Source organism: Litchfieldella xinjiangensis (assembly GCF_000759345.1).
Lineage (GTDB): Bacteria > Pseudomonadota > Gammaproteobacteria > Pseudomonadales > Halomonadaceae > Litchfieldella_A > Litchfieldella_A xinjiangensis.
On sequence record NZ_JPZL01000001.1, the window covers coordinates 630,824 to 651,284 of the forward strand.

At 60.7% G+C, this 20,461-nt stretch carries 18 protein-coding genes; 1 reads left to right on the top strand and 17 read right to left on the bottom strand.

The features are described from left to right. Positions 1–79 precede the first annotated feature (79 nt). From JH15_RS03035 to JH15_RS03045, 3 genes are read right to left on the bottom strand one after another with little or no spacing between them, the layout of a single operon-like run. On the bottom strand, positions 80–1,603 hold the full coding sequence (locus JH15_RS03035) for an aldehyde dehydrogenase (protein WP_043526887.1): 1,524 nt from the start codon (positions 1,601–1,603) through the stop codon (positions 80–82). Then, positions 1,600–2,979: an aspartate aminotransferase family protein gene (locus JH15_RS03040; protein WP_043526888.1), complete on the bottom strand. Its 1,380-nt coding sequence runs from the start codon at positions 2,977–2,979 to the stop codon at positions 1,600–1,602. The genes JH15_RS03035 and JH15_RS03040 overlap by 4 nt, the downstream gene beginning before the upstream one ends. A gap of 44 nt (positions 2,980–3,023) precedes the next feature. Further along, positions 3,024–3,806 carry a gamma-glutamyl-gamma-aminobutyrate hydrolase family protein gene (locus JH15_RS03045; protein WP_043526890.1) on the bottom strand — a complete coding sequence of 261 codons (783 nt, stop codon included), beginning with the start codon at positions 3,804–3,806 and terminating at the stop codon, positions 3,024–3,026. A gap of 254 nt (positions 3,807–4,060) precedes the next feature. On the opposite strand from JH15_RS03045, the gene JH15_RS03050 reads away from it, so the two are divergent. Beyond that, complete coding sequence (locus JH15_RS03050) at positions 4,061–5,437, top strand: glutamine synthetase family protein (protein ID WP_043528714.1); 1,377 nt, start codon at positions 4,061–4,063, stop codon at positions 5,435–5,437. A gap of 89 nt (positions 5,438–5,526) precedes the next feature. On the opposite strand, the gene JH15_RS03055 is transcribed toward JH15_RS03050, so the two are convergent. The 14 genes from JH15_RS03055 to hemA all read right to left on the bottom strand — a co-directional run bounded on the left by JH15_RS03055 (position 5,527) and on the right by hemA (position 20,399). Next, a complete protein-coding gene (locus JH15_RS03055; protein WP_231566359.1) occupies positions 5,527–6,066 on the bottom strand; it encodes a glycine zipper 2TM domain-containing protein in 540 nt (179 codons plus the stop codon). Between the two features lie 210 nt (positions 6,067–6,276). Then, positions 6,277–7,566: an NAD(P)/FAD-dependent oxidoreductase gene (locus JH15_RS03060; RefSeq protein ID WP_043526892.1), complete on the bottom strand. Its 1,290-nt coding sequence runs from the start codon at positions 7,564–7,566 to the stop codon at positions 6,277–6,279. A gap of 77 nt (positions 7,567–7,643) precedes the next feature. Then, positions 7,644–8,720, bottom strand: a complete 1,077-nt coding sequence (locus tag JH15_RS03065; RefSeq protein WP_043526894.1) for an ABC transporter substrate-binding protein — start codon at positions 8,718–8,720, stop codon at positions 7,644–7,646. A gap of 41 nt (positions 8,721–8,761) precedes the next feature. Further along, the gene (locus JH15_RS03070; protein WP_043526895.1) at positions 8,762–10,129 is read right to left on the bottom strand and encodes a glutamine synthetase family protein; all 1,368 of its coding nucleotides are present in this window, start codon (positions 10,127–10,129) and stop codon (positions 8,762–8,764) included. 58 nt (positions 10,130–10,187) lie between these two features. Continuing rightward, a complete protein-coding gene (locus JH15_RS03075) occupies positions 10,188–11,252 on the bottom strand; it encodes an ABC transporter substrate-binding protein (RefSeq protein ID WP_043526897.1) in 1,065 nt (354 codons plus the stop codon). A gap of 34 nt (positions 11,253–11,286) precedes the next feature. Further along, positions 11,287–12,084: an ABC transporter permease gene (locus tag JH15_RS03080; RefSeq protein WP_043526899.1), complete on the bottom strand. Its 798-nt coding sequence runs from the start codon at positions 12,082–12,084 to the stop codon at positions 11,287–11,289. Beyond that, positions 12,081–13,004, bottom strand: coding sequence for an ABC transporter permease (locus JH15_RS03085; protein WP_043526901.1), 924 nt, complete (start codon positions 13,002–13,004; stop codon positions 12,081–12,083). Before JH15_RS03085 ends, JH15_RS03080 begins: the two co-directional genes overlap by 4 nt. 11 nt (positions 13,005–13,015) lie before the next feature. Further along, positions 13,016–14,140, bottom strand: a complete 1,125-nt coding sequence (locus JH15_RS03090) for an ABC transporter ATP-binding protein (RefSeq protein ID WP_043526903.1) — start codon at positions 14,138–14,140, stop codon at positions 13,016–13,018. Between the two features lie 45 nt (positions 14,141–14,185). Further along, complete coding sequence (locus JH15_RS03095) at positions 14,186–15,478, bottom strand: NAD(P)/FAD-dependent oxidoreductase (RefSeq protein WP_043526905.1); 1,293 nt, start codon at positions 15,476–15,478, stop codon at positions 14,186–14,188. 192 nt (positions 15,479–15,670) lie between these two features. Next, entirely contained in the window at positions 15,671–16,426 is a 756-nt protein-coding gene (locus JH15_RS03100) for a HesA/MoeB/ThiF family protein (RefSeq protein WP_043526906.1), read from the bottom strand. 20 nt (positions 16,427–16,446) lie between these two features. Continuing rightward, positions 16,447–16,947: an Lrp/AsnC ligand binding domain-containing protein gene (locus JH15_RS03105; protein WP_043526908.1), complete on the bottom strand. Its 501-nt coding sequence runs from the start codon at positions 16,945–16,947 to the stop codon at positions 16,447–16,449. A gap of 185 nt (positions 16,948–17,132) precedes the next feature. After that, positions 17,133–17,984 carry a peptide chain release factor N(5)-glutamine methyltransferase gene (prmC, locus tag JH15_RS03110; RefSeq protein WP_043526909.1) on the bottom strand — a complete coding sequence of 284 codons (852 nt, stop codon included), beginning with the start codon at positions 17,982–17,984 and terminating at the stop codon, positions 17,133–17,135. Continuing rightward, positions 17,984–19,069: a peptide chain release factor 1 gene (prfA, locus tag JH15_RS03115; RefSeq protein ID WP_043526911.1), complete on the bottom strand. Its 1,086-nt coding sequence runs from the start codon at positions 19,067–19,069 to the stop codon at positions 17,984–17,986. Before prfA ends, prmC begins: the two co-directional genes overlap by 1 nt. A 58-nt stretch (positions 19,070–19,127) precedes the next feature. Beyond that, positions 19,128–20,399 carry a glutamyl-tRNA reductase gene (hemA, locus tag JH15_RS03120; RefSeq protein ID WP_043526913.1) on the bottom strand — a complete coding sequence of 424 codons (1,272 nt, stop codon included), beginning with the start codon at positions 20,397–20,399 and terminating at the stop codon, positions 19,128–19,130. Positions 20,400–20,461: the final 62 nt, after the last annotated feature.

Sequence of the window (20,461 nt, forward strand, 5' to 3'; positions counted from 1 at the left end):
AAAGGCCTGCCTATAATGTGCGAGTGTGAAATACCAGGCCGGGCCCTTCACATGCTAGCTATCTGATTCAGTAACGCGTTCAGGGTCGCAATGAAAACCAGACCGTCTTGAGTTCCGAGTACTCGGCCAGGGAGTGCATCGACTTATCGCGTCCATTGCCGGATTGCTTCACTCCGCCGAAGGGCACTGTCTGATCGCCACCCGCCCAGTTATTGACGAAGACCTGCCCCGATTCGAGCCGCCGCGTCACGCGCATGATACGGTCGATATCCTGGCTCCAGAGCCCCGCAGCCAGGCCGTACTGGCTGTCGTTGGCAAGCTGGATTGCCTCTTCCTCGGTATCGAAACCGAACACCGCCAATACCGGCCCGAATATCTCCTCACGACCGATGCTCATCTCGGGGGTGACGCCATCGAAGACGGTCGGCGCGATGAACAAGCCGCCGGGACACGTCTCGAGCGCCTGCCCGCCTCCACGCAACAGGGCGCCCTCTTCGACCCCCTGGCGAATGAAATCGAGAATTCGCTTGTGCTGGGTCTCGTCGACGATGGCGCCCATGAAGCTATCAGGATCGAGCGGGTCGCCCGGTTGCATGGCTTCGGCGGCCTTGAGAACACGGGTGACGAAATCTTCACGAATCGAATTCTCGACCAGTAGGCGCGAGCCGGCGATACACACTTCGCCCTGATTGTGGAATATCGCTTCGGCGGCATTTGCCGCCACGGCATCGAGATCCTTGCAGTCGGCAAAGACGATGTTGGGGCTCTTGCCGCCGCACTCGAGGTACACGCGCTTGAGATTGGATTGCCCCGCATACTGCATGAGCTGTTTGCCAACCTGGGTCGAGCCGGTGAACGCGAGGCAATTGACCTCCATCGACAGCGCCAACGCCTTGCCCACCGTATGACCGAACCCCGGCAGTACCTGGAACACGCCCCGTGGGATTCCGGCGTCCTGTGCAAGCTGAGCCAGGCGCAGGGCGGAAAGCGGCGACTTCTCCGAGGGCTTGAGAATCACGCTGTTGCCGGCGGCCAGGGCTGGAGCGATCTTCCACGCCGTCATCATCATCGGGAAGTTCCACGGCACGATCGAGGCCACCACACCCAACGGCTCGCGAAGCACCAATCCCAGGCTTTCCTCGCCGGTCGGGGCGACCTCACCGAAGACCTTGTCGATGGACTCGGCGTTATAGCGCAGGCAAGCAATGGTACCGGCCATGTCCCCCAGGGCGCTGCCGATCGGCTTGCCCATGTCGAGGGTATCGATCAGTGCCAGCTCGTGCTTGTGCTGTTCGAGGAGATCAGCCAGACGCAGCAGTATGCGCTTGCGCGATCCCGGGGCGAGTCGCGACCATTCGCCACGTTCGAAGGCAGCCCGGGCGTGACGCACGGCACGCTCGGCATCAGCGTCGTCACAGCTGGCTACTTTTGCCAAGCACTGCCCATTGGCCGGATTGATCGACTCGAACGTGTCGCCACTCAGCGCATCGACGAAGCCATCATCGATGAAGGCACGGCTCTCGAAGCTCAGCGCCTCGGCCTTGGCCCGCCAGTCGGCCAGTGTCTTCGGTGGAGTGGAGGTCGGTGTTTTAGGCATGCTCATGCTGGGGTCTCCTTGTCCTTGATTTGGGCCAGACGCGCCGCGGTGGCGTCCAGTGCCTGCCAGGCCAGTGCGACAAGCTCGTCCACCTGATCATGGCGAATGACCAAGGGCGGCGAGATGATCATGGTGTCGCCTACCGAGCGCATCACCAGGCCTTTGTCGAAGCTGATGTCGCGACACAGGTTGCCGACGGCAAACGCCTGAGGAAAGCGCTGCCCGCTTTGTTTGTCGGCGACCAGTTCCAGTGCGCCGATCAATCCCAGCGAGCGCGCCTCGCCCACCAGAGGATGTTCGCCGAGCTCTGCCCAACGCTTGGCCAGGTAGGGGCCGATATCGTCGCGCACGCGATCGATCACCGCCTCATCCCGCAAGATCTGCAGATTTCGCAACGCGACCGTGGCACATACCGGATGGCCTGAATAGGTAAAGCCATGGAAGAACTCGCCTCCTTCCTCGATCAACGTGTCGGCAACACGATCGCCCACCAGCACGCCGCCGATGGGAAGGTAGCCGGAAGACAGCCCCTTGGCGACAGGCATCAGGTCCGGTTCGAGGCTATAATGTTGACTGCCGAACCATTCGCCCAGACGCCCGAAGCCGCAGATCACTTCGTCGATCACCAGAAGAATATCGTATTTATCGAGGATGGCCTTGATCGCCGGCCAGTAGCTCTCGGGGGGAATGATGGCCCCGCCCGCGCCCTGTACCGGCTCGGCGATGAACGCGGCCACGTTTTCCACACCAAGTTCGAGAATCTTACGCTCGAGGTCCGCGGCACACACCCGACCAAAGGCTTCCGGCGTCATGTCGCGACCTTCCCCGAACCAATAGGGCTGTCGGATATGCGCGATATCGGGGACCAGCGGCCCGCCCTGGTTTCGCATCGGTGACATGCCGCCCAGGCTAACCCCGGCCACCGTCGAGCCGTGATAGGCGTTATCCCGCGCAATGACCCAGCGCTTGTCAGGTTGTCCCTTGAGCTCCCAGTAGCGCCTTACCATGCGCAGCACGGTATCGTTGGCCTCCGAGCCAGAGCCCGTGAAGAAAACGCGGTTCATATGGCCAGGGGCAAGGCCGCACAGCATCTTTGCCAATTTCACTGCGGGAGGATGCGTCGATTTGAAGAAGTTGTTGTAGTAAGGCAGCTGGCTCATCTGGGCGCTGGCGGCTTCGACCAGCTCTGCGCGACCATAGCCCAGGTTGACGCACCACAATCCGGCCATGCCGTCGAGGATGCGATTGCCCTCGCTATCATGGATATAGATGCCTTGGGCATGGGTAACGATACGGCTCCCCTCCTCGCCGAGCGCCTTGTAATCGGTGAAGGGGTGTAGATGGTGCGCGCTATCCAGCGCCTTCAGATCGGCAGTGGCCATGGCGAAGCTCCGGTAGAGGGTACGTCTTTCAATCAGCGTCGTTATCAGGCCTGAGGCGAAAGCGCCGGCGATACCAGGCGCTGTGCCAGCCGCTTGCGACAGGCGTCGGCAAAACCACTGAATAGAGCGTCATTAAGTGGGTGCGCATGGGGTTGCCACTCGGGATGCCACTGCACGGCCACTGCAAACGCCCGCGCCTGGGTGACCGATATCGCTTCTATCAGACCATCGGGAGCGACCGCCTCGGCCTTGAGCCCATCGCCTAGCCGCTCGATCCCTTGCTGGTGAAGAGAATTGACCCGCGCCGTCGGCTCGGCGTAAAGCTGCGCCAACTGACCGTCAGGCAGTAACTCGATTTCATGCGCCGGCGCATAGCGTACGGGCATGTCGCCGTCGGGCTCGCGATGGTCGTGCAACCCAGGCTGGTTCTGAACTGCCTGATGCAGGCTGCCACCATAGGCCACGTTGATTTCCTGAAAGCCCCTGCAGATGCCGAACAGGGGGATGCCGTCATTGACGGCCAGAGGTGCCCAGGCCAGCGAAGCCGTGTCCCGATGTCGGTCGGCTCGCGTGTTCTCCGGAGCCCGCTCGGCCCCGTAGCGTGCGGGCTCGACATTGCTGTAGCTTCCGGTCAGGAGCAGTCCGTCGAGCCGTGCCAGCAATGCATGGGCGCTCTCTGTGGGGGTGGTCTCCCAAACCGGCAAGATGATCGGCTCCAACCCATAATCGCGTACGGCCGTCAGGTACTTATCCGTGACAACATGGGCCGGGTGGCCCTCCACATCGCGGCGACAAGCGATGACCCCGACCAGGGGCCGGGTCTGCATAAGGCTCATAATCTCCGATGCCCCTCTATGATTGTTATGCTTTGCTCAACATACCCGGCTGAGGAAGCGATGCCAACCCACCCTTCAAACGGCGTCCTGTTCTGCGATAAGGCCCATTATCAGTGGGGATTCCATAGCGACACGCCACTGCAGCAATGAAAGGAAAACGCCGAAACGTAAAAGATTTGACAACACACCCTACCCAAATGAATGATGACCCCATCAACAACGATACCGCAGTCACAGGTGACATCATGTCGCGCTCCCCGATGGACGAAGTCCATCACTTCCTCGACCAGCATCCTGAAGTCGACAGCATCGATCTGCTGATCAGCGATCTCAATGGCGTACTGCGCGGCAAGCGCATTCCTCGCGATAATCTCGAGAAGGCTTTTCTGGACGGCATCAATCTGCCGGCGTCACTCTTTGCACTCGATATCAACGGCAATACCATCGAGGAAACCGGCCTCGGCTTGTCCAGCGGTGATGGCGACCGCCTGTGTTGCCCTGTTCCCGGTAGCCTGATGCCGAGCCCCTGGCTGCGCCGTGGTCGTCAGGGACAGTTGTTGATGACCATGACCGAGCCCGACGGCAGCCCGTTCTTTGCCGATCCTCGCCAGGTCCTGTCACGCGTCCTGTCACGCTTCACCGAGGCAGGCCTGACCCCGGTCATTGCCGTGGAACTGGAGTTCTACCTTGTCGATCGCAGCCGTGACACGCTCGGCATGACGCAACCGCCCCGCTCACCCGCGACCGGTGAGCGCGCCGTGCAAAGTCAGCTCTATTCGATCAATGAGCTCGATGAATATTCCGACTTTCTCGAGGATATTCACGCAGCCGCTCAAATTCAGGGACTGCCGCTGGATACAGCGCTCAAGGAGTGCGCGCCGGGGCAGTTCGAAATCAACCTGCTGCACTGCGACAACGCGCTACTCGCCTGCGACAGTTCCATACTGCTGAAGCGCCTGATCAAGGGAATTGCCCTGACCCATGGGTTCGAGGCCACGTTCATGGCCAAGCCTTATGGACTCGAAGCCGGCAATGGCACCCATATCCATATCAGCCTGCTCGATCGTGAGGGTCGCAACGTCTTCGCCGCCGAAGACGAGGATCCTCTCGGCACACCGCTGCTGCGCCACGCTATTGCCGGGATGCTCGAATTGCTTCCCGCGTCGATGGCGCTATGCGCGCCTAACCTCAATTCCTTCCGTCGCTTTCAGCCGGGCCTGTACGTCCCCATGGCCCCGACCTGGGGCTACGACAATCGCTCGGTGGCGGTACGTATTCCCTCAGGGCCAAACGAAGCGCGCCGTATCGAACACCGGGTTGCTGGTGCGGATGCCAATCCCTACCTGCTGGTAGCCACGTTGCTGGTATCGGTCTGGCATGGCATGCAGCAGCGCTTGGCGCCTCCCGAGGACACCACGGGCAACGCCTACGAGCAGAGCGAGCCAAGCCTGACCAATAGCTGGCAACAGGCCCTTGACCTACTGGAAGCCAACGACGTATTGGCGGAAGGCCTGGGACGCGACTTCCTGCATGTATTCCTGGCCAATCGACGTGCCGAACGCGCCCTGGCCATGCAGGAAGTGAGCAAGCTCGAGTACGACTGGTACCTGCGTCACGTTTGATGCGCTACGTAAACGATACGCCCGGCCATGGCCGGGCGTATCGCGTACGGGACTCGAAGCTAACCTAGCCTTGGGCCATGTCGGCAGGATTATTCCACTGGGGTTGTCCCTGGAGCATTCGCACGCGTTCTCCGTGGGGGAGCGTCCTCGAGACGCACCTGATGAACCTGGCCCTGATAGCGGTACTCGACTTGATAGCCCAGCGTCTCCTCATGAATATCGTTCACGGTGTGGCATTGGCGACGGGTCGTGGTGGTTGTCTGTCCGGCCTCGATACGTTCCTGCACCTCTCGTCCGGCAAACCCGCCCCCAACCGCGCCAGCCACGGTGGCCAACGTCTTTCCACTACCGCCTCCTACCTGATTGCCTAACAGGCCACCGACGATGGCACCCGCCGCCGTACCAACAATGCGATTGGGATCGCGGCTTGCCGCACGTTGTTGCACGACGACATCCTTACAGACCTCGCGCGGGGTCTCCACCTGACGCGTCACCGGTGCAACGGCAAGGATATCGGCGTACTCGGGAGCCGAGGGCGACGCATACTCCTGCACCTGATAGGCGCCGACGGCCAACCCGCCGAGCCCGAAGACGGCAAGGGTGCTACCGACTACGATTGACTTGTCCATGACTTCCTCCCGAAGACTGACCGAATACGGTACCAAGCTCCAGGCAATGCGACTGGGTAACGGAGCGCCCCGCTCCGCTGTGTTGCGCTGAGATTTCGCCAGTGTATGCAAAACGCCCCGGTCGTAAAGACCGAGGCGCTATTTTTGAACACTGTTTCCGTATTCTTCTCGGGATTGTCGCTGAGTGACGACATTGTCCGCCCCATATGGCTAGATACCCAGCGCATCCCGCGTCTGGTAGTACCAGGCTCCCATTGCCGAGAGCGGTACACGCAGCAGTCGACCGCCGGGGAAAGGCAGGTGCGGCAGGCCCGCGAAGGCATCGAAACGCTCGGAGCGCCCAGTCATGACTTCGGCAATCAGGCGACCGGCCAGGTGGGTACAGGTCACCCCATGGCCAGAATATCCCTGTGCATAGTAGACGTTGTCATTGAGCACACCGAACTGAGGCAATCGGTTGAGCGTCATCAGGAAATTGCCGCTCCAGGCATAGTCGATCTGTATGCCCTTCAGTTGAGGAAAGGTGGTTTCCAGCTTGGGCCGAATCACTCCCTCGATACTGGCCGGATCCTGTCCCCCGTAATTTACCCCTCCGCCATAGATCAAACGGCGATCGGCCGAGAGGCGGTAGTAATCCAGCAGGTAATTGCAGTCCTCGACGGCCATGTCATTGGGCAGCAAGGCGCTTGCCTGGGCCTCGTTGAGTGGCGCAGTCGTCACGATCTGGGTCCCGCAGGGCATGCTCTTGCTCTCGAGCTGGGGGATCAGCTGTTGCATGTATGCGTTACCGGCAAGTACCACACGTTCGGCGCGCACTTCCCCCCGCGGGGTTTTCAGGCGTACCGGCTGGCCATGGATCAGCTCGACGACCGGTGTCTGCTCATAGATGACACCCCCCAGCGACTCGAAGGCAGCCGCTTGGCCAAGTACCAGGTTCAACGGGTGCAGATGCCCACCGGAGTGATCGACGAGCGCACCGACATAACGCTCGCTCTGTACCTCGCGCTGATGGTCTGTTCCCTCGAGCAGCTCCAGCTGATTATGTCCAAAGCGCTCCCAAAGTGCCTTGTGTTCGATCAATCCCTTGAGCTGCTTGGCGTTACAGGCAGCGAAAAGATTACCGCCTTTCAGATCGCACTCGATGCCGTACTGGGCGATACGTTCGCGAATGATACGGTTGCCCTCGAACGCCATGTCGCCAAGCGCCCGCGCCGCATCCAGGCCGTACTTATCCTCGATCACGTCCATGTCGCGGCTGTAGCTATTGACGATCTGGCCGCCATTGCGGCCCGACGCCCCAAAACCCACCCGGGCGCTTTCGAGAACGATGACGTTCAGCCCCTTCTCGGCCAGGTGCAGCGCTGACGAAATGCCCGTGAAACCGGCACCGACCACGCAGATATCGCAGGTCAGCTCGCCTTCGAGTGCCGGGCGCGCCGGCGCGGGATTGGCAGAAGCCGCATAATAAGACGCCACATGGGACGTATCGGGCTTGGACATTGACGTCCTCCAGCTCGAGAATGAGTGAAACACGCCCTACCCAAGGGCGGACGTGTCTCTTGAAGGGACAGGTGGATTTAGCGGCTGCGCGCTTCGTTCCATAGTTCCTGAAGCAGCTGCAACTGCTCGCCACTTACCGAGGGCGTCGAGACCAGGCGCTGACGGGTTTGCTCATCGGGCATGACGGGAGGCTCGCGCAGGGCCGCATCGACCAGTTCCAGCGCTTTCTCGTTGGGTGTCGTATAGCGATTGTAGTTCGCTAGCCGAGCAGCCACTTCAGGGCGCAACATGAAGTCGATGAACGCGCGCGCAGCATCCGGATGCGGTGCCCTGGCCGGTATGGCCAGCACGTCGACCCAGCGTTGGGAGCCCTCCTCGGGAATGAAGAAACCAATCTTGCCGTAGGTCTCTTCCGATTCGGCCAGCTTGTTAGCCAAATCGCCGTTATAGGCGATGCCCGCCTGGATCGTGCCTTGCGCCAGTTGCTCTATCGTCGCGGTGGCATCCACGAAGCCGACGAAGTTGTCGCGCTTGTTCGTCTCCCTGACCAGCTTGGCTGCCTCGACCCACGGCTCCTGGCCGACACAATCGAACCCAAACCCCAGGTAAGCGCATGCGGTGCCGAAGGTGAACTGGGCATCACCCTTGAGCAGCGCAAAAGGCTGATCGTCATTGACCTCGGGGTCATAGAGCAAGCCCCAGCTCGGTGTCGGGTCAGGCCAAACTTCGGTGTTATAAGCGATACCCGTCATGCCCCATAGGTAAGGTACGGTATAGCGCCCTTCCGGGTCGTAGCTTGGGGTCTGGAACTCCGCGAGGATCGCGTCACGCCCGGACAATGGTTCATCGTTTTCCGTCAGTGGCTGAACCAGCCCCGCGCCGATGAGACGGGGCATGAAGTAGCCCGACGGCACGATAATGTCGTACTGGGCGTCGCCACCGGCAGTGAGCTTGGAAAACATCTCGGCATTGGAGTTGAAGTAATTGCGGACCACTTCAATGCCGGTTTCGGCCTCGAACTCTTCGATCAGGGCCGGATCCATGTAGTCGGACCAATTGAAGAGGTTGAGCTGTTGCTCCTGGGCAAAGGCGGGGGCGGCCAGACAGAAACTCAACCCCAGTGCTGCGACGCGTCGAGAAGATCGAAGGACCATGCTGTTTTCCTTATCGTTTTGGACGGACACTCGAGGTCGGCTTACACCCGCAACAGCAGATGTTCGCGCTCCCAAGAACTGATGACCTGGAAGTAGGCGCGATGCTCGGCACGCTTGACGGCCAGGTAACTGTTTATGAATCGCTCACCCAGTAGATCGGCCAAGGGCTTGCACTCACGAAGCGCATCCAGGGCGGGACCGATGTCGTCGGGGAGCTTGTTGCCACCCGACCAGGCCGAGCCGACCATCGGCGGACGGGGTTCGAGTTGACTCAGCATGCCGAGATAGCCACAGGCCAGCGAGGCCGCCATTGCCAGGTAAGGATTGGCATCGGCACCGGCGAGTCGGTTCTCGACTCGGGTCGCCTGAGGGGAGTCCACCGGCACGCGCAGCCCTACGGTTCGGTTATCGAGCCCCCACTCGACATTGACGGGCGCCGAACCACTGGTTTCGTTACGCATCAATCGTCGGTAGGAATTGACGTTGGGAGCGAAGAACGGGATCGCGGCCGGCATGTACGTCTGCAAACCGCCGATGAAATGATTGAACAGACGACTGGGCTGGCCATCGTCCCCGGCAAACAGGTTCGTCTTGCCGCTCAGGTCCATCAGGCTCTGATGAATATGCATGGAGCTACCCGGCTCATTGGCCATGGGTTTGGCCATGAAGGTGGCATACATACCATGCCTGAGTGCCGTCTCGCGCAGCGTGCGCTTGAACATGATGACCTGGTCGGCCAGGATCAGCGGATCGCCATGCTGGAAATTGACTTCCATCTGGCCCGCCCCTTCCTCATGGATCAGCGTATCCAGATCGAGCCCCATCGCTTCGCAGTAGTCGTACATCTCCTCGAATAGCGGGTCGAACTCATTGACGGCATCGATGGAAAACGACTGTCGGCTGCTCTCCTGTCGCCCAGAACGACCGATGGGCGGCTCCAGCGGATAGTCGGAGTCGGTATTGGTCTTGACCAGATAGAACTCGACCTCGGGCGCCACCACCGGCTTCCACCCTCGGGCTTCGTAGAGCTCCAGCACCCGCTTGAGCACATAGCGGGGCGATAACTCTACCGGCTCACCAGTGAGATAGTAGCAATCATGGATGATTTGCGCGGTGGGATCTTCCGCCCAGGGAACCAGGTACACGGCGTCAGGATCCGGGACCAGCTCCATGTCCCGTTCGGCGGGATTCCAGAAACGAATCTCATCGTCATCCGGGTAGCCCCCCGTGACGGTCTGAATGAAGATCGAATCGGGCAAACGGGGCCGTCCACCATGTATGTACTTGCTCGCGGGCATGATCTTGCCCTTGAGGAGGCCGGTCAGGTCGGTGACCAGGCACTCGACTTCGGTAATGCCACGGTTCCTGAACCATTCGTTCAGGCCATTCACTTCGTTAGGGTTACTCATACGCAATCCTTGATGTCGCCCGGGCGCAACCCCGGTCGTACGACCGGGGCCGGCCACCTCACCGCGCCTGTACCTCAGACCACAGCTGCTGGAAGTTCTGCAGTTGATCGCCAGACAGGCTCGGCGTGAACCGCAACCGCTCCATGTCTTCTTCGCTCGGCTGGACCGGCGGCTGTGTCAACACCTTGTCCAGATGGGGCTCGGCAGCAGCGTTGGGGCTGGCATAGTAGTTGTAGTTCGAAAGCTGGGCACCGATTTCGGCATCGAGGATAAAATCGATGAACTTGTGCGCCATGTCGGGGTTGGGTGCCTCGCTGGGAATCAGCATCGCATCCACCCACATCTCTGCCCCCTCGTCGGGCAGCATGAAATCGATGGTCTCGAAGGTCTCGGGGTCTTCCTCCTTGAAGAACAGATAATCACCGTTGTAGCTCAGCCCCACATGCGCGACGCCGCGTGCCAGTTGCTGGAGCGCCGGGGTGCCATCGACGAACCCGCTGAAATTATCGCGTCCCTTGGTATCGATCAGCAGCTGCGCTGCCTCACGCCATCCGGACATGTCCGTACAATCATAGCCATGCCCCAGGTAGGCACAGGCACTGCCCATGCTGACCTGGCCGTCGCCCATCAAGGCAAACGGGTGGCTCGGATTGACCTCGGGATCGAAGAGCAGCGACCAGCTCTTGGGTGCCTCGGGGAACGTCTCGGTGTTATAGATGATCCCCGTGGTTCCCCACTGATAAGGCGCGCTGTATTCGCTGTCGGGGTCATAGCTCGGGTTCTGGAACTGCTCCATGACATTGCCGAGGTTCGACAGCTTGGGCTTGTCCAGCTTTTGCACCAGACCAGTTTCGATCAGACGAGGGATATAGTAGTTGGAAGGAACGATGATGTCGTATTGGGACACGCCACCGGCATTGAGCTTGGCAAACATCTCCGGCAAGGAATTGAAGTAATTTTGCACTACCTCGACATCGTATTTTTCTTCGAAGGCCTCAATGATTTCTGGGTCCATGTACTCCGTCCAGTTGAACAGGTACAGGCGGTTCTCCTGAGCCTGTGCAGCCCCAACCAACAACAGGCTGCCCAGGGAAACGGCTAAACGCGTCGTGACGTTTTTCATCAATCGTTCTCCTTTCGTTCCCTTCGTAAACCGCCTATGGCTGCCGGCGGTGGCTGAACAACAGACTCAGTATGGCGGCAATCGTTACTGCACCGATCATCAACGTCGCGATGGCGTTGATCTCGGGTGAGACCCCCTTCTTGATAGCACCCCAGATATAGATGGGAAGCGTCGCACTATCGGGACCTGCCGTGAAGAAGCTGATGACGAAATCGTCTACCGACAGCGTAAAGGAGAGGAAGAAGGCCGAAATGAGCGCCGGTTTGATGGTCGGCAACATGAAGTGAAACGCGCGCTGCGCCGGAGAAGCATAGAGATCCTTGGCCGCCTCGAACAACGTAGGATCGAGCCCCACGAAGCGCGAATAGACAATCAGCGCCACGAACGGAATCTGGAACGTCACGTGGGCAATGATCATGGTGCCAAGCCCTGGCTGCAGCAGGCCGGTCATGCGATGAATCTGCACAAAGAAGGCCATTTCGGAAATACCGAATACGATATCGGGCAATACGATCGGCAAGTAGATCAACACGATCAGCCAACCCAGTTTGCGGTGCCTGTGACGATACATGCCATAACCAATAAGACAGCCGATGACCAAGGCGACGGCCGAGGAAACGATGGCCAGGATCAAGCTATTGCTCAGCGCCGACAGAATCTCTTCATTGCCCATCAAGCGCTTGTACCAGCGCAAGGACACCCCAGTGAAGCTGGCGGCACTATTGGCCGAATTGAACGAGAACAGCACGACCACCGCGAGCGGCAGATAAAGGAAGATCAGGATCAGCCACCAGATGGCAGTCAATCCCCGCCTGAGGGTGCGTTTTTTCATATCACCACCTCCTCACCGCCACCCAGCCGCTTGCCGATGCGACGCATGGCGAAAAGACCGATAAAAGTGGCAATCAGCATCAGGATGGCTCCCGCAGCACCCAGTGGCCAATTGGCACTGCCGGCAAACTGGTTGGCAACGAGATTGCCAAGCATCATGCCCTTGCCGCCACCCAGCAGCTCCGGAATCACATACATCCCAAAGGCGGGAATGGCCACCAGCACCGTACCCGCCAGCAACCCCGGCAAGGTCTGGGGAAAGACGGCGTGCCAGAAGGCGCGAACCGGCGAAGCGTAGAGGTCCTGAGCGGCTTGGACCTGGGCGGTATCGAGCTTTTCGAAGGCCGCATACAACGGCAACACCATGAATGGCAGGAAGTTGTAGACCAAGCCCAAGGTGACGGCAAAGTTAGAGGGATAAAGGCCCATGTTAGGCGGAATGAAGCCGACCAGCTCTGCCAGGTTGGCCAGCGGCGTGCCCGGCGCCAACAGGTTCATCCAGCCGAAGGTGCGAATGACCTGGTTGGTCCACGACGGTACGACCACCAGCAGCAGCATGATCGGACGCCAGCGCTCGCGGCAGGTGGTGATGTAATAGGCGATGGGATAGGCCACCACCATCACCAACGCCGTCGACACCAGCGTCTGCCAGAGCGAGCGCAACAGCGTGTAGATATTACCCGGACTCCAGCCCAGAAAGCCGAACCCCGCCAACCGGCGAAACGATTCCAGCGATAGCGGCAACTCGGGTAGGCCGTAGATGCCCGTGCTCATGAAGGCCACGCTCATCAGGTAGGCACTTGGCAGGACCAGGAAGATCACGATCCAGACGGCGCCAGGCGCCACGGTAAACAACAGGTGACGCGTCTCGCTGACCATGGCGCGACTACGCGTCGTGGGGCGTACACCGGAATAAGCCATGTCCGCGCTCCTTACTTGCCCAGGGTCACGAGATCGTCCGCCGCAACGGTGACGGTAATCCGCTCACCGACCTCGGGTAGGTGCCTACCGCGGTTATTGACCGTGGCTTGAAGGCTGGTCTGGCCGATATCCAAACGGTATTCGGCATGACTGCCGCGATAGAGCCGTTCGCCGACCGTAGCCAACAAGCGATTCTCACCAGGCTGTTCGCCAGGCAGCAGATCCAGCGTTTCGGGGCGGATCAACAGCAAGTCGCCCGCGCCCTCGCCGTCGCATCTGAGGTCACCCAACTCGGTCGTGAGCCACCCGCCTTCGGCGCGGCGCGTGATGGGAAACAGGTTGTCATGGCCCATGAAACGCGCCACGAAAGCATTGACCGGCCGCTCGTAGACTTCGCGTGGCGGGCCGACCTGCTGAATATTGCCGCTATCGAGCACGGCAATACGGTCCGACATGACCATGGCTTCCTGCTGATCGTGGGTAACGAACACGAAAGTCATGCCCAGGCGCTTCTGTACCCGCAACAACTCGACCTGAAGCTGGCTTCGAAGCCCTGCATCCAGCGCAGAAAGCGGCTCGTCGAGCAGCAGGACATCCGGCTCGCAGACCAGTGCACGTGCCAGGGCAATGCGCTGACGCTGGCCTCCCGAAAGCTGGTCGACCTTGCGGTCCACGAGATCGTTGAGCTGGATGAATTCGGCAATGCGCGCGACCCGCGCCTCGCGCTCGGCCGCCGGCAGGCCCAGCATGCGCAACCCGAAGGCCAGGTTGTCGCGTACGGAAAGATGGGGGAACAGCGCGTAGGACTGAAATACGGTATTGACGCTGCGCTTGTGGGGCGGCGTATCGGTGATGTCTAGCCCGCCGATCTTCAGGCTGCCGCTATCGGGTTCTTCCAGGCCGGCAAGAATGCGCAGCAAGGTCGTCTTGCCGCATCCCGATGGACCCAACAAGGTGAAGAACTCTCCGGCACGGATGGTCAGGTCGACCCCGTCAAGCGCGACCGTGTCCTTGCCGAACCGCTTGTGCAGGCCCAACAGCTCGATCGAAGAGGCCTCGCGTGCAGCATTATCGGTGTCACGTGGCGCATCCGGTTCACGGGTGCCCGGTTCGGGGGCCAAGGGGGACGGGGTCATGACTCGACTCTCCTGTGCGTGTCGACAACAGGCTGGTACCGCTGGTTACAGCCGATCGCGCAATTTATAGAATTGGGTAGCCAATACCAGCAGCGGGGTCCGCAGCCATTTGCCACCCGGAAAACTCCGATGCGGCATCGCGGCGAAGATGTCGAAGCGCTCGCTCTGTCCAGAGATCGTCTCGGCCAGCAACTGTCCCGCCAGGCCTGCCAGTGACATGCCATGCCCTGAATAACCGTGTGCGTAATACACATTGGAACCCACACGGCCGAAATCCGGGGCGCGGTTGAGGGTGATCGCCACGTCGCCCCCCCATCGATAATCGATACCGATTCCCTCGAGCACCGGGAACAGGCGCGCCATCTTGGCGTCCATGCGCTCACGAAGCTGGCGAGGCTCACGCCCGTCGTAACTGACCTCGCCGCCATAAATCAGACGTCGATCCGCGGAGAGTCGATAATAATCGAGCACGAAGTTGGCATCGGATAGCGCGTCGTTACTGGGCAGTACCTTCGCTACCTGGGCCTCGCTGAGCGGCTCGGTAGCGATCATGTAATTGGCAGCGCGCATGATCCGACCATCCAGGTCCGGAAGCAATCCCTCCCCTCGATATGCGTTGGTGGACACGATGACGTAGTCGGCAGTAACACGACCGCCTGGGGTCGCGACCTGGGCTGGTTGGCCCGGGTGCACTTCGACAGCCGGGCTGTGCTCATGGATGCGCACCCCGGCGTGCTGCGCTGCGCGGGCCAGCCCGAGGGTGTAATTGAGGGGATGGAGGTGACCGCCCTCGGCGTCGTAAAGCGCACCGGGATAGGCGTTGGTGACCACATGTTCCTGGAGGGACGCGCCTTCGAGCCATTGCAGGGCAGGATAATCGTAGTCAGTGGCCAGGCGCGCCTGGAATGCCTTGAGTTCCTCGACATGGCGCGACTTTACCGCAGCGTGCAGGTAGCCCCAGGCCAGATCGCAGGGAATGCCATGTCGTTCGATCAGAGCGGCCGTCAGGCGAACCGACTCACGACTCATTTCCCAGATATCCCGTGCCCGAGACTTTCCCAGCGCCTTCTCGACGGTCGCGATATCGGTGCCCAGGCCAGGCAGGATCTGTCCTCCGCTACGCCCCGAGGCACCGTACCCCACCTCGGCGGCTTCCAGTAACACCACGGAATAGCCCCGCTCCGCCAGATGGAGTGCCGCCGAGCAACCGGTGACCCCGCCGCCGATGATGCAGACATCGGCGCGCCGCGACTCCTCCAGCGCCGGAAAGGGGCCTGCCGTGACAGCGATACTGTCCTGATAGTAAGACGCGGGGCGATGCAATGCAGCGGAGGTCATTGGATTCCTTACGGGCGGGCTCGTTCTTTTCCGCCATTATTGTTGTTGAATTCTTTAACCACACTTATTGAAATAAAGGCCATCAAAGCGACCCCATGCTGAACAGTCTGACACCAGACCACCTTGACCTGTCAAGTATTCGATAACGCCTTGGCGAAAGCGCTGGCCACGGCGAAGCTCCGTCGCCAGGCATCAGCGCGTACCGCAGACCGAACACGCCGGATCGCGCGGCACCTTGAAATGCCGCCATTCGCCTCGCATCCCATCAAAGGTGGAAAGTCCGCGATGCGCCGTTCCCGCACCACTTAGCAATTTCATGGCCTCGAGTGCCTGAAAGCAGCCAATTAGGCCCACCAACGGTGCCACGACCCCGTTTTCGGCACAGCGCAACTCGTCGTCCTGTGCTTCCCCCTGCCGGGGGGGATACAGGCAGGCATAACAGGGACTGTCGGGATCGCGCGGGTCGAAAACCGCGAGCTGTCCAGAGAAGCGAATCGCCGCACCCGACACGAGGGGCACCCCTGCTTGCAAGCAGCCGCGATTGATGGCGTAACGACTGGAAAAACGATCGGTACAGTCCAGTACTATATCGGCCTCGCGGGCCAGAGCCGTCAGCGCATCTCCCTCGAGATGGCGAGTCACCGCCTGGATATCGCAGTCAGGGTTGAGCGCTTGCGCCGCCTCACGTGCGGACTCAGCCTTGTTGCGTCCCAGGTCGGCCTGGCGGTGGGCCACTTGTCGCTGCAGGTTCGACAGCTCCACCTCATCGGCATCGGCAATGGTCAGGCGTCCCACGCCGGCAGCGGCCAGATAGAGCGCCACGGGTGAGCCCAGACCACCGGCACCCACCACAAGCGCGTGACTTGCAAGCAGGCGCTCCTGGCCGTGGACATCGATGGCATCCAGCATGATCTGGCGGCTGTATCGCAATAGCGCTTCATCGTTCATGGCGACGTTGGGCCTCCGCCCTATTTGTCGTCGAGCTGGTCGATATCGGGGATATGCAAGGCAAACTCCTCCTTGACCTCCTCCATCACGACGTAACTCTTGGATTCCTTGACGCCGGGCAGTGTCAGAACGACATCGCCCAGCAACTGTCGATAGGCTGCCATTTCGGGGATCCGACATTTGAGTATGTAATCGAATTGGCCGGAAACCAGATGGCACTCCTGTATCTGGGGAAGCGTGCTGACGGCGCGCCGGAATTCATCGAATACCGTCGGCGATTGCGTCTCGAGACTAATTTCGACAAACACGAGCAGATTGGCCTTGAGTGCCTTGGGATCCAGCACGGCCTTGTAGCCGCGTATAATGCCACTACGCTCCAGCCGCTTGACGCGCTCCAGGCATGGGGTCGTGGAGAGCCCCACCTGGGAAGCGAGGTCGACATAGGAAATGCGCGCGTTTTCTTGCAGGCAACGCAGGATTTTGAGGTCGATACGATCCAGTGAACGAGTCTTGGCTTTCATTGTAATGTGCGGTCCGAGCCAATGGCATAAAGACGTGTCATGGCAAGATGCACCACAAATCCAGAGGTTTATAGTTTTTTGTATCGTGGAATGCACTTTGCCGAGCAAGGATGACTGAGCCATCCCCCGTCTTAAGTATTACCACACAGCCGCCTGCGTCCTCCAGCGTAACGCACGCTCCCCCTTCAACGCTCGGTCGTGGCCGGCCAGCGGCCCAGGGTCACCCGATCACGTCCTTCGAGATCGCAGACCGTTTCGATCTGTTCGTAACCTGCTGCCTCCAGGGCACTGCGTACTGCCGCCCCCTGCTGCATGCCATGCTCCAACATTAGCCAGCCATGAGGCTCGAGTTGATCGCGCGCGGTATCGACAAGCGCTTCCAGATCGGCCAGTCCCTGTTTTCCAGCCACCAGCGCGGAGCGCGGTTCGAAGCGGACATCACCCAGGGCCAGATGGGGGTCGTCGGAGGCAAGATACGGCGGATTGGACACGATGATCGCGAATTGCCGCTTTCCCAACGCTTCGAACCAATCGCTGATCAGTATCTCGACACGAGTGAGTCCATGGCGCTGGGCGTTGGCCTTGGCGAGGGCCACGGCGGCCGGCTCACGATCCACTGCCACGACCTCCCAGGTCGGACGCTCACAGGCAAAGGCCAGAGCCACCGCCCCCGTGCCCGTACCCAGATCGAGGAATCGGCCCGACTCGGAGTCGGCTTGGGCCAGAGCCGCTTCTACCAGCCTTTCGGTATCGGGGCGAGGGATCAAGGTCGAAGGCCCCGTCATCAAGCGTAGCCCCCAGAATTCCCGCTCTTCGGTCAGGTAGGCGACCGGCCAACCCTGGGCCCGGGCCGCAATCAGCGCTTCGAAACGCGCCTGTACCCACGGCTCGGCTTGACGATCTCCCCATGTATAAAGCCAGCTTCGCTCTACCTGCATGACATGGCACAGGAGCACATCGGCATCCAGCCGCGGGCTGGGCGAGCCCGATTCGCTCAGGCGGCGCGCGGCACGCAGCAACAAGGTATCCAGGCGCATCAGGCGTCCTGAAGAGCGGCCAATTGCTCGGCCTGATATTCGTTGACGAGCGGCCCAATCACTTCGCTCAGTTCGCCGCCCATGACTTCACCCAGCTTGTAGAGGGTCAAGTTGATGCGGTGATCGGTCAGGCGGCCTTGAGGGAAGTTGTAGGTACGGATGCGCTCGCTACGATCGCCCGAACCCACCAATGAACGGCGGGTATCCGCTTGCTGCTGGCGCTGAGTGTCTAGCGCCGATTGCTTGAGTCGTGCCGCCAGCAGCGACATTGCCTTGGCCCGGTTCTTGTGCTGGCTGCGCTCCTCCTGGCATTCCACCACGACCCCGCTGGGCAGGTGTGTGATGCGGATCGCCGAATCGGTAGTATTGACGTGCTGACCGCCAGCGCCGCTGGAGCGAAAGGTGTCGACTCGCAGGTCGTTGGGGTTGATGTCGATATCGGTCACTTCATCGACTTCGGGCATGACCGCCACCGTACAGGCCGAGGTATGGATACGCCCCTGGGACTCGGTCGCCGGGACACGCTGCACACGGTGGGCCCCCGACTCGAACTTGAGCTGGGCGTAGGCTCCCTCGCCACGAACGCGCGCGATGATTTCCTTGTAGCCCCCCATTTCGCCGTGGCTGGCACTGATCACCTCGACTTTCCAGCCCTGCTTTTCGGCGTAGCGCGAGTACATGCGGAACAGGTCCCCGGCAAACAATGCAGCCTCGTCGCCTCCGGTGCCGGCCCGAACCTCGAGAAAGACATTGCGGCCATCATCGGGATCCCGGGGCACCAGCAAGCGCTTGAGTTCCTCCTCCAGCCCTTCCAGTCGCGACCGCCCTTCTTCCAGTTCCATCTCGGCCATTTCGCGCATTTCCGGATCGCTGTCATGGCTGAGCTGCTCGGCCGCCTCGATATCGGCCTCGACATTGCGATAGCGCTGCCAGGCCGCTACCAGCTCTTCGAGCTCGGCATACTCGCGGGAATAATCACGAAACTTGCCCTGGTCGGCGATGACATCGGGCTCGGCAAGTAGAGCGGAAAGCTCTTCGAAGCGTTCGTGAAAGGAATCCAGGCGCTGGCGAAGTGTCGCTTTCATTGAGAATCCTGTTGATTGTTGGGCGCGAGCGGGTTCGAAAGCCGGGCGAGTCTCGCCCTCAGGGATCCTGTGGAGGCGCTGCCGGGTCGATCAGCAGCGCCTCGGCCGCGCCCACCACATCGTGGCGCTCGGCGCCGGACGCTTCGCGAAGACGGGTGGTGGGCCCATGCATGAGCTTGTTCGAAAGTTGGCGCGAAAGACGGGCAATGACTTTCTGAGGGTCGTCGCCCTTGGCCAGTTGGGCCAGCGCCTGGGCTTCAGCAGCGGCCCGCAGGGCTTCTCCCTGCTCACGATAGCGACGAATCAGATCGCCGGCTCCGCGCACCCGACGCTCGTGAACCCAGTGACCGACCCCTTGCTCGATCAGCGCTTCGGCCTGGTCGGCCGCCACCTGACGATGGCGCCGATTCTCTTCGATCACCTCATGCAGGTCGTCGACGGTATAAAGGAAGACATCACCGAGCTCGCCGACCTGGGGTTCGATATCGCGCGGCACGGCAATATCGACCATGAAGATGGGCCGGTGGCGACGACGCCGAATGGCGGCCTCGACCATGCCCTTGCCCAGGATCGGCAGCGGCGCCGCCGTCGATGAAATCACGATATCGGCCCGCACCAGCGCCTCCGGGATTTCGTTGAGCGAAATGGCCTCGGCAGAAAACTCGCTGGCCAGTTCCTCGGCACGCTCCCGGGTACGGTTGGCAACGATCAATTCACAGATACCGGCTTCGCGAAGATGACGGGCGACCAGTTCGATGGTTTCGCCCGCCCCGATCAACAGCGCGCGCTGCCGCGAAAAGTCCTCGAATATACGGCTAGCCATGCTCACGGCCGCATAGGCGACCGAGACGGGGTTCTCACCGATGCCGGTTTCGGTGCGCACCTGCTTGGCCACGGAAAAGGTGTGCTGGAAAAGACGCTCCAGCTCGCCTCCGAGGCCGTGATAGCGACGCGCCGTCTGGTAGGCATCCTTGAGCTGACCCAAGATCTGGGGTTCACCCAGAACCATGGAGTCGAGCCCCACCGCGACACGCATCAAATGGCGTGCGGCATCGTTGTCGAGATAGTGGTAGGCATTTCTGGACAGGTCTTCGACCTTCAGATCATGAAACCGGCCCAGCCACTCGAGGATCGCCTTCTCGCCGCGTGACTCGGTCACGCAGTAGAGCTCCGTACGATTGCAGGTCGAGAGGACCGCCGCTTCTGTGACGTCAGGCAGGGCACGCAGTTCGCTCAGCGCGACTTCGAGCTGCGTCGGGGTAAAAGCGACCTGCTCGCGCACCTCTACGGCAGCGGTCTTGTGATTGATTCCCAGGGCGAGAAGCGTCATTAAGTCAAGATCTTGGCTCAGGATTTACAAGCGAGTCGCACGGCCATCGGGCCGTAAGGCGC

Bases quoted from the DNA above. Each gene is read 5' to 3' on its own strand.
- JH15_RS03035 (WP_043526887.1), bottom strand. From the start codon at position 1,603: ATGAGCATGCCTAAAACACCGACCTCCACTCCACCGAAGACACTGGCC.
- JH15_RS03040 (WP_043526888.1), bottom strand. From the start codon at position 2,979: ATGGCCACTGCCGATCTGAAGGCGCTGGATAGCGCGCACCATCTACAC.
- JH15_RS03045 (WP_043526890.1), bottom strand. From the start codon at position 3,806: ATGCAGACCCGGCCCCTGGTCGGGGTCATCGCTTGTCGCCGCGATGTG.
- JH15_RS03050 (WP_043528714.1), top strand. From the start codon at position 4,061: ATGTCGCGCTCCCCGATGGACGAAGTCCATCACTTCCTCGACCAGCAT.
- JH15_RS03055 (WP_231566359.1), bottom strand. From the start codon at position 6,066: ATGGACAAGTCAATCGTAGTCGGTAGCACCCTTGCCGTCTTCGGGCTC.
- JH15_RS03060 (WP_043526892.1), bottom strand. From the start codon at position 7,566: ATGTCCAAGCCCGATACGTCCCATGTGGCGTCTTATTATGCGGCTTCT.
- JH15_RS03065 (WP_043526894.1), bottom strand. From the start codon at position 8,720: ATGGTCCTTCGATCTTCTCGACGCGTCGCAGCACTGGGGTTGAGTTTC.
- JH15_RS03070 (WP_043526895.1), bottom strand. From the start codon at position 10,129: ATGAGTAACCCTAACGAAGTGAATGGCCTGAACGAATGGTTCAGGAAC.
- JH15_RS03075 (WP_043526897.1), bottom strand. From the start codon at position 11,252: ATGAAAAACGTCACGACGCGTTTAGCCGTTTCCCTGGGCAGCCTGTTG.
- JH15_RS03080 (WP_043526899.1), bottom strand. From the start codon at position 12,084: ATGAAAAAACGCACCCTCAGGCGGGGATTGACTGCCATCTGGTGGCTG.
- JH15_RS03085 (WP_043526901.1), bottom strand. From the start codon at position 13,004: ATGGCTTATTCCGGTGTACGCCCCACGACGCGTAGTCGCGCCATGGTC.
- JH15_RS03090 (WP_043526903.1), bottom strand. From the start codon at position 14,140: ATGACCCCGTCCCCCTTGGCCCCCGAACCGGGCACCCGTGAACCGGAT.
- JH15_RS03095 (WP_043526905.1), bottom strand. From the start codon at position 15,478: ATGACCTCCGCTGCATTGCATCGCCCCGCGTCTTACTATCAGGACAGT.
- JH15_RS03100 (WP_043526906.1), bottom strand. From the start codon at position 16,426: ATGAACGATGAAGCGCTATTGCGATACAGCCGCCAGATCATGCTGGAT.
- JH15_RS03105 (WP_043526908.1), bottom strand. From the start codon at position 16,947: ATGAAAGCCAAGACTCGTTCACTGGATCGTATCGACCTCAAAATCCTG.
- prmC (WP_043526909.1), bottom strand. From the start codon at position 17,984: ATGCGCCTGGATACCTTGTTGCTGCGTGCCGCGCGCCGCCTGAGCGAA.
- prfA (WP_043526911.1), bottom strand. From the start codon at position 19,069: ATGAAAGCGACACTTCGCCAGCGCCTGGATTCCTTTCACGAACGCTTC.
- hemA (WP_043526913.1), bottom strand. From the start codon at position 20,399: ATGACGCTTCTCGCCCTGGGAATCAATCACAAGACCGCTGCCGTAGAG.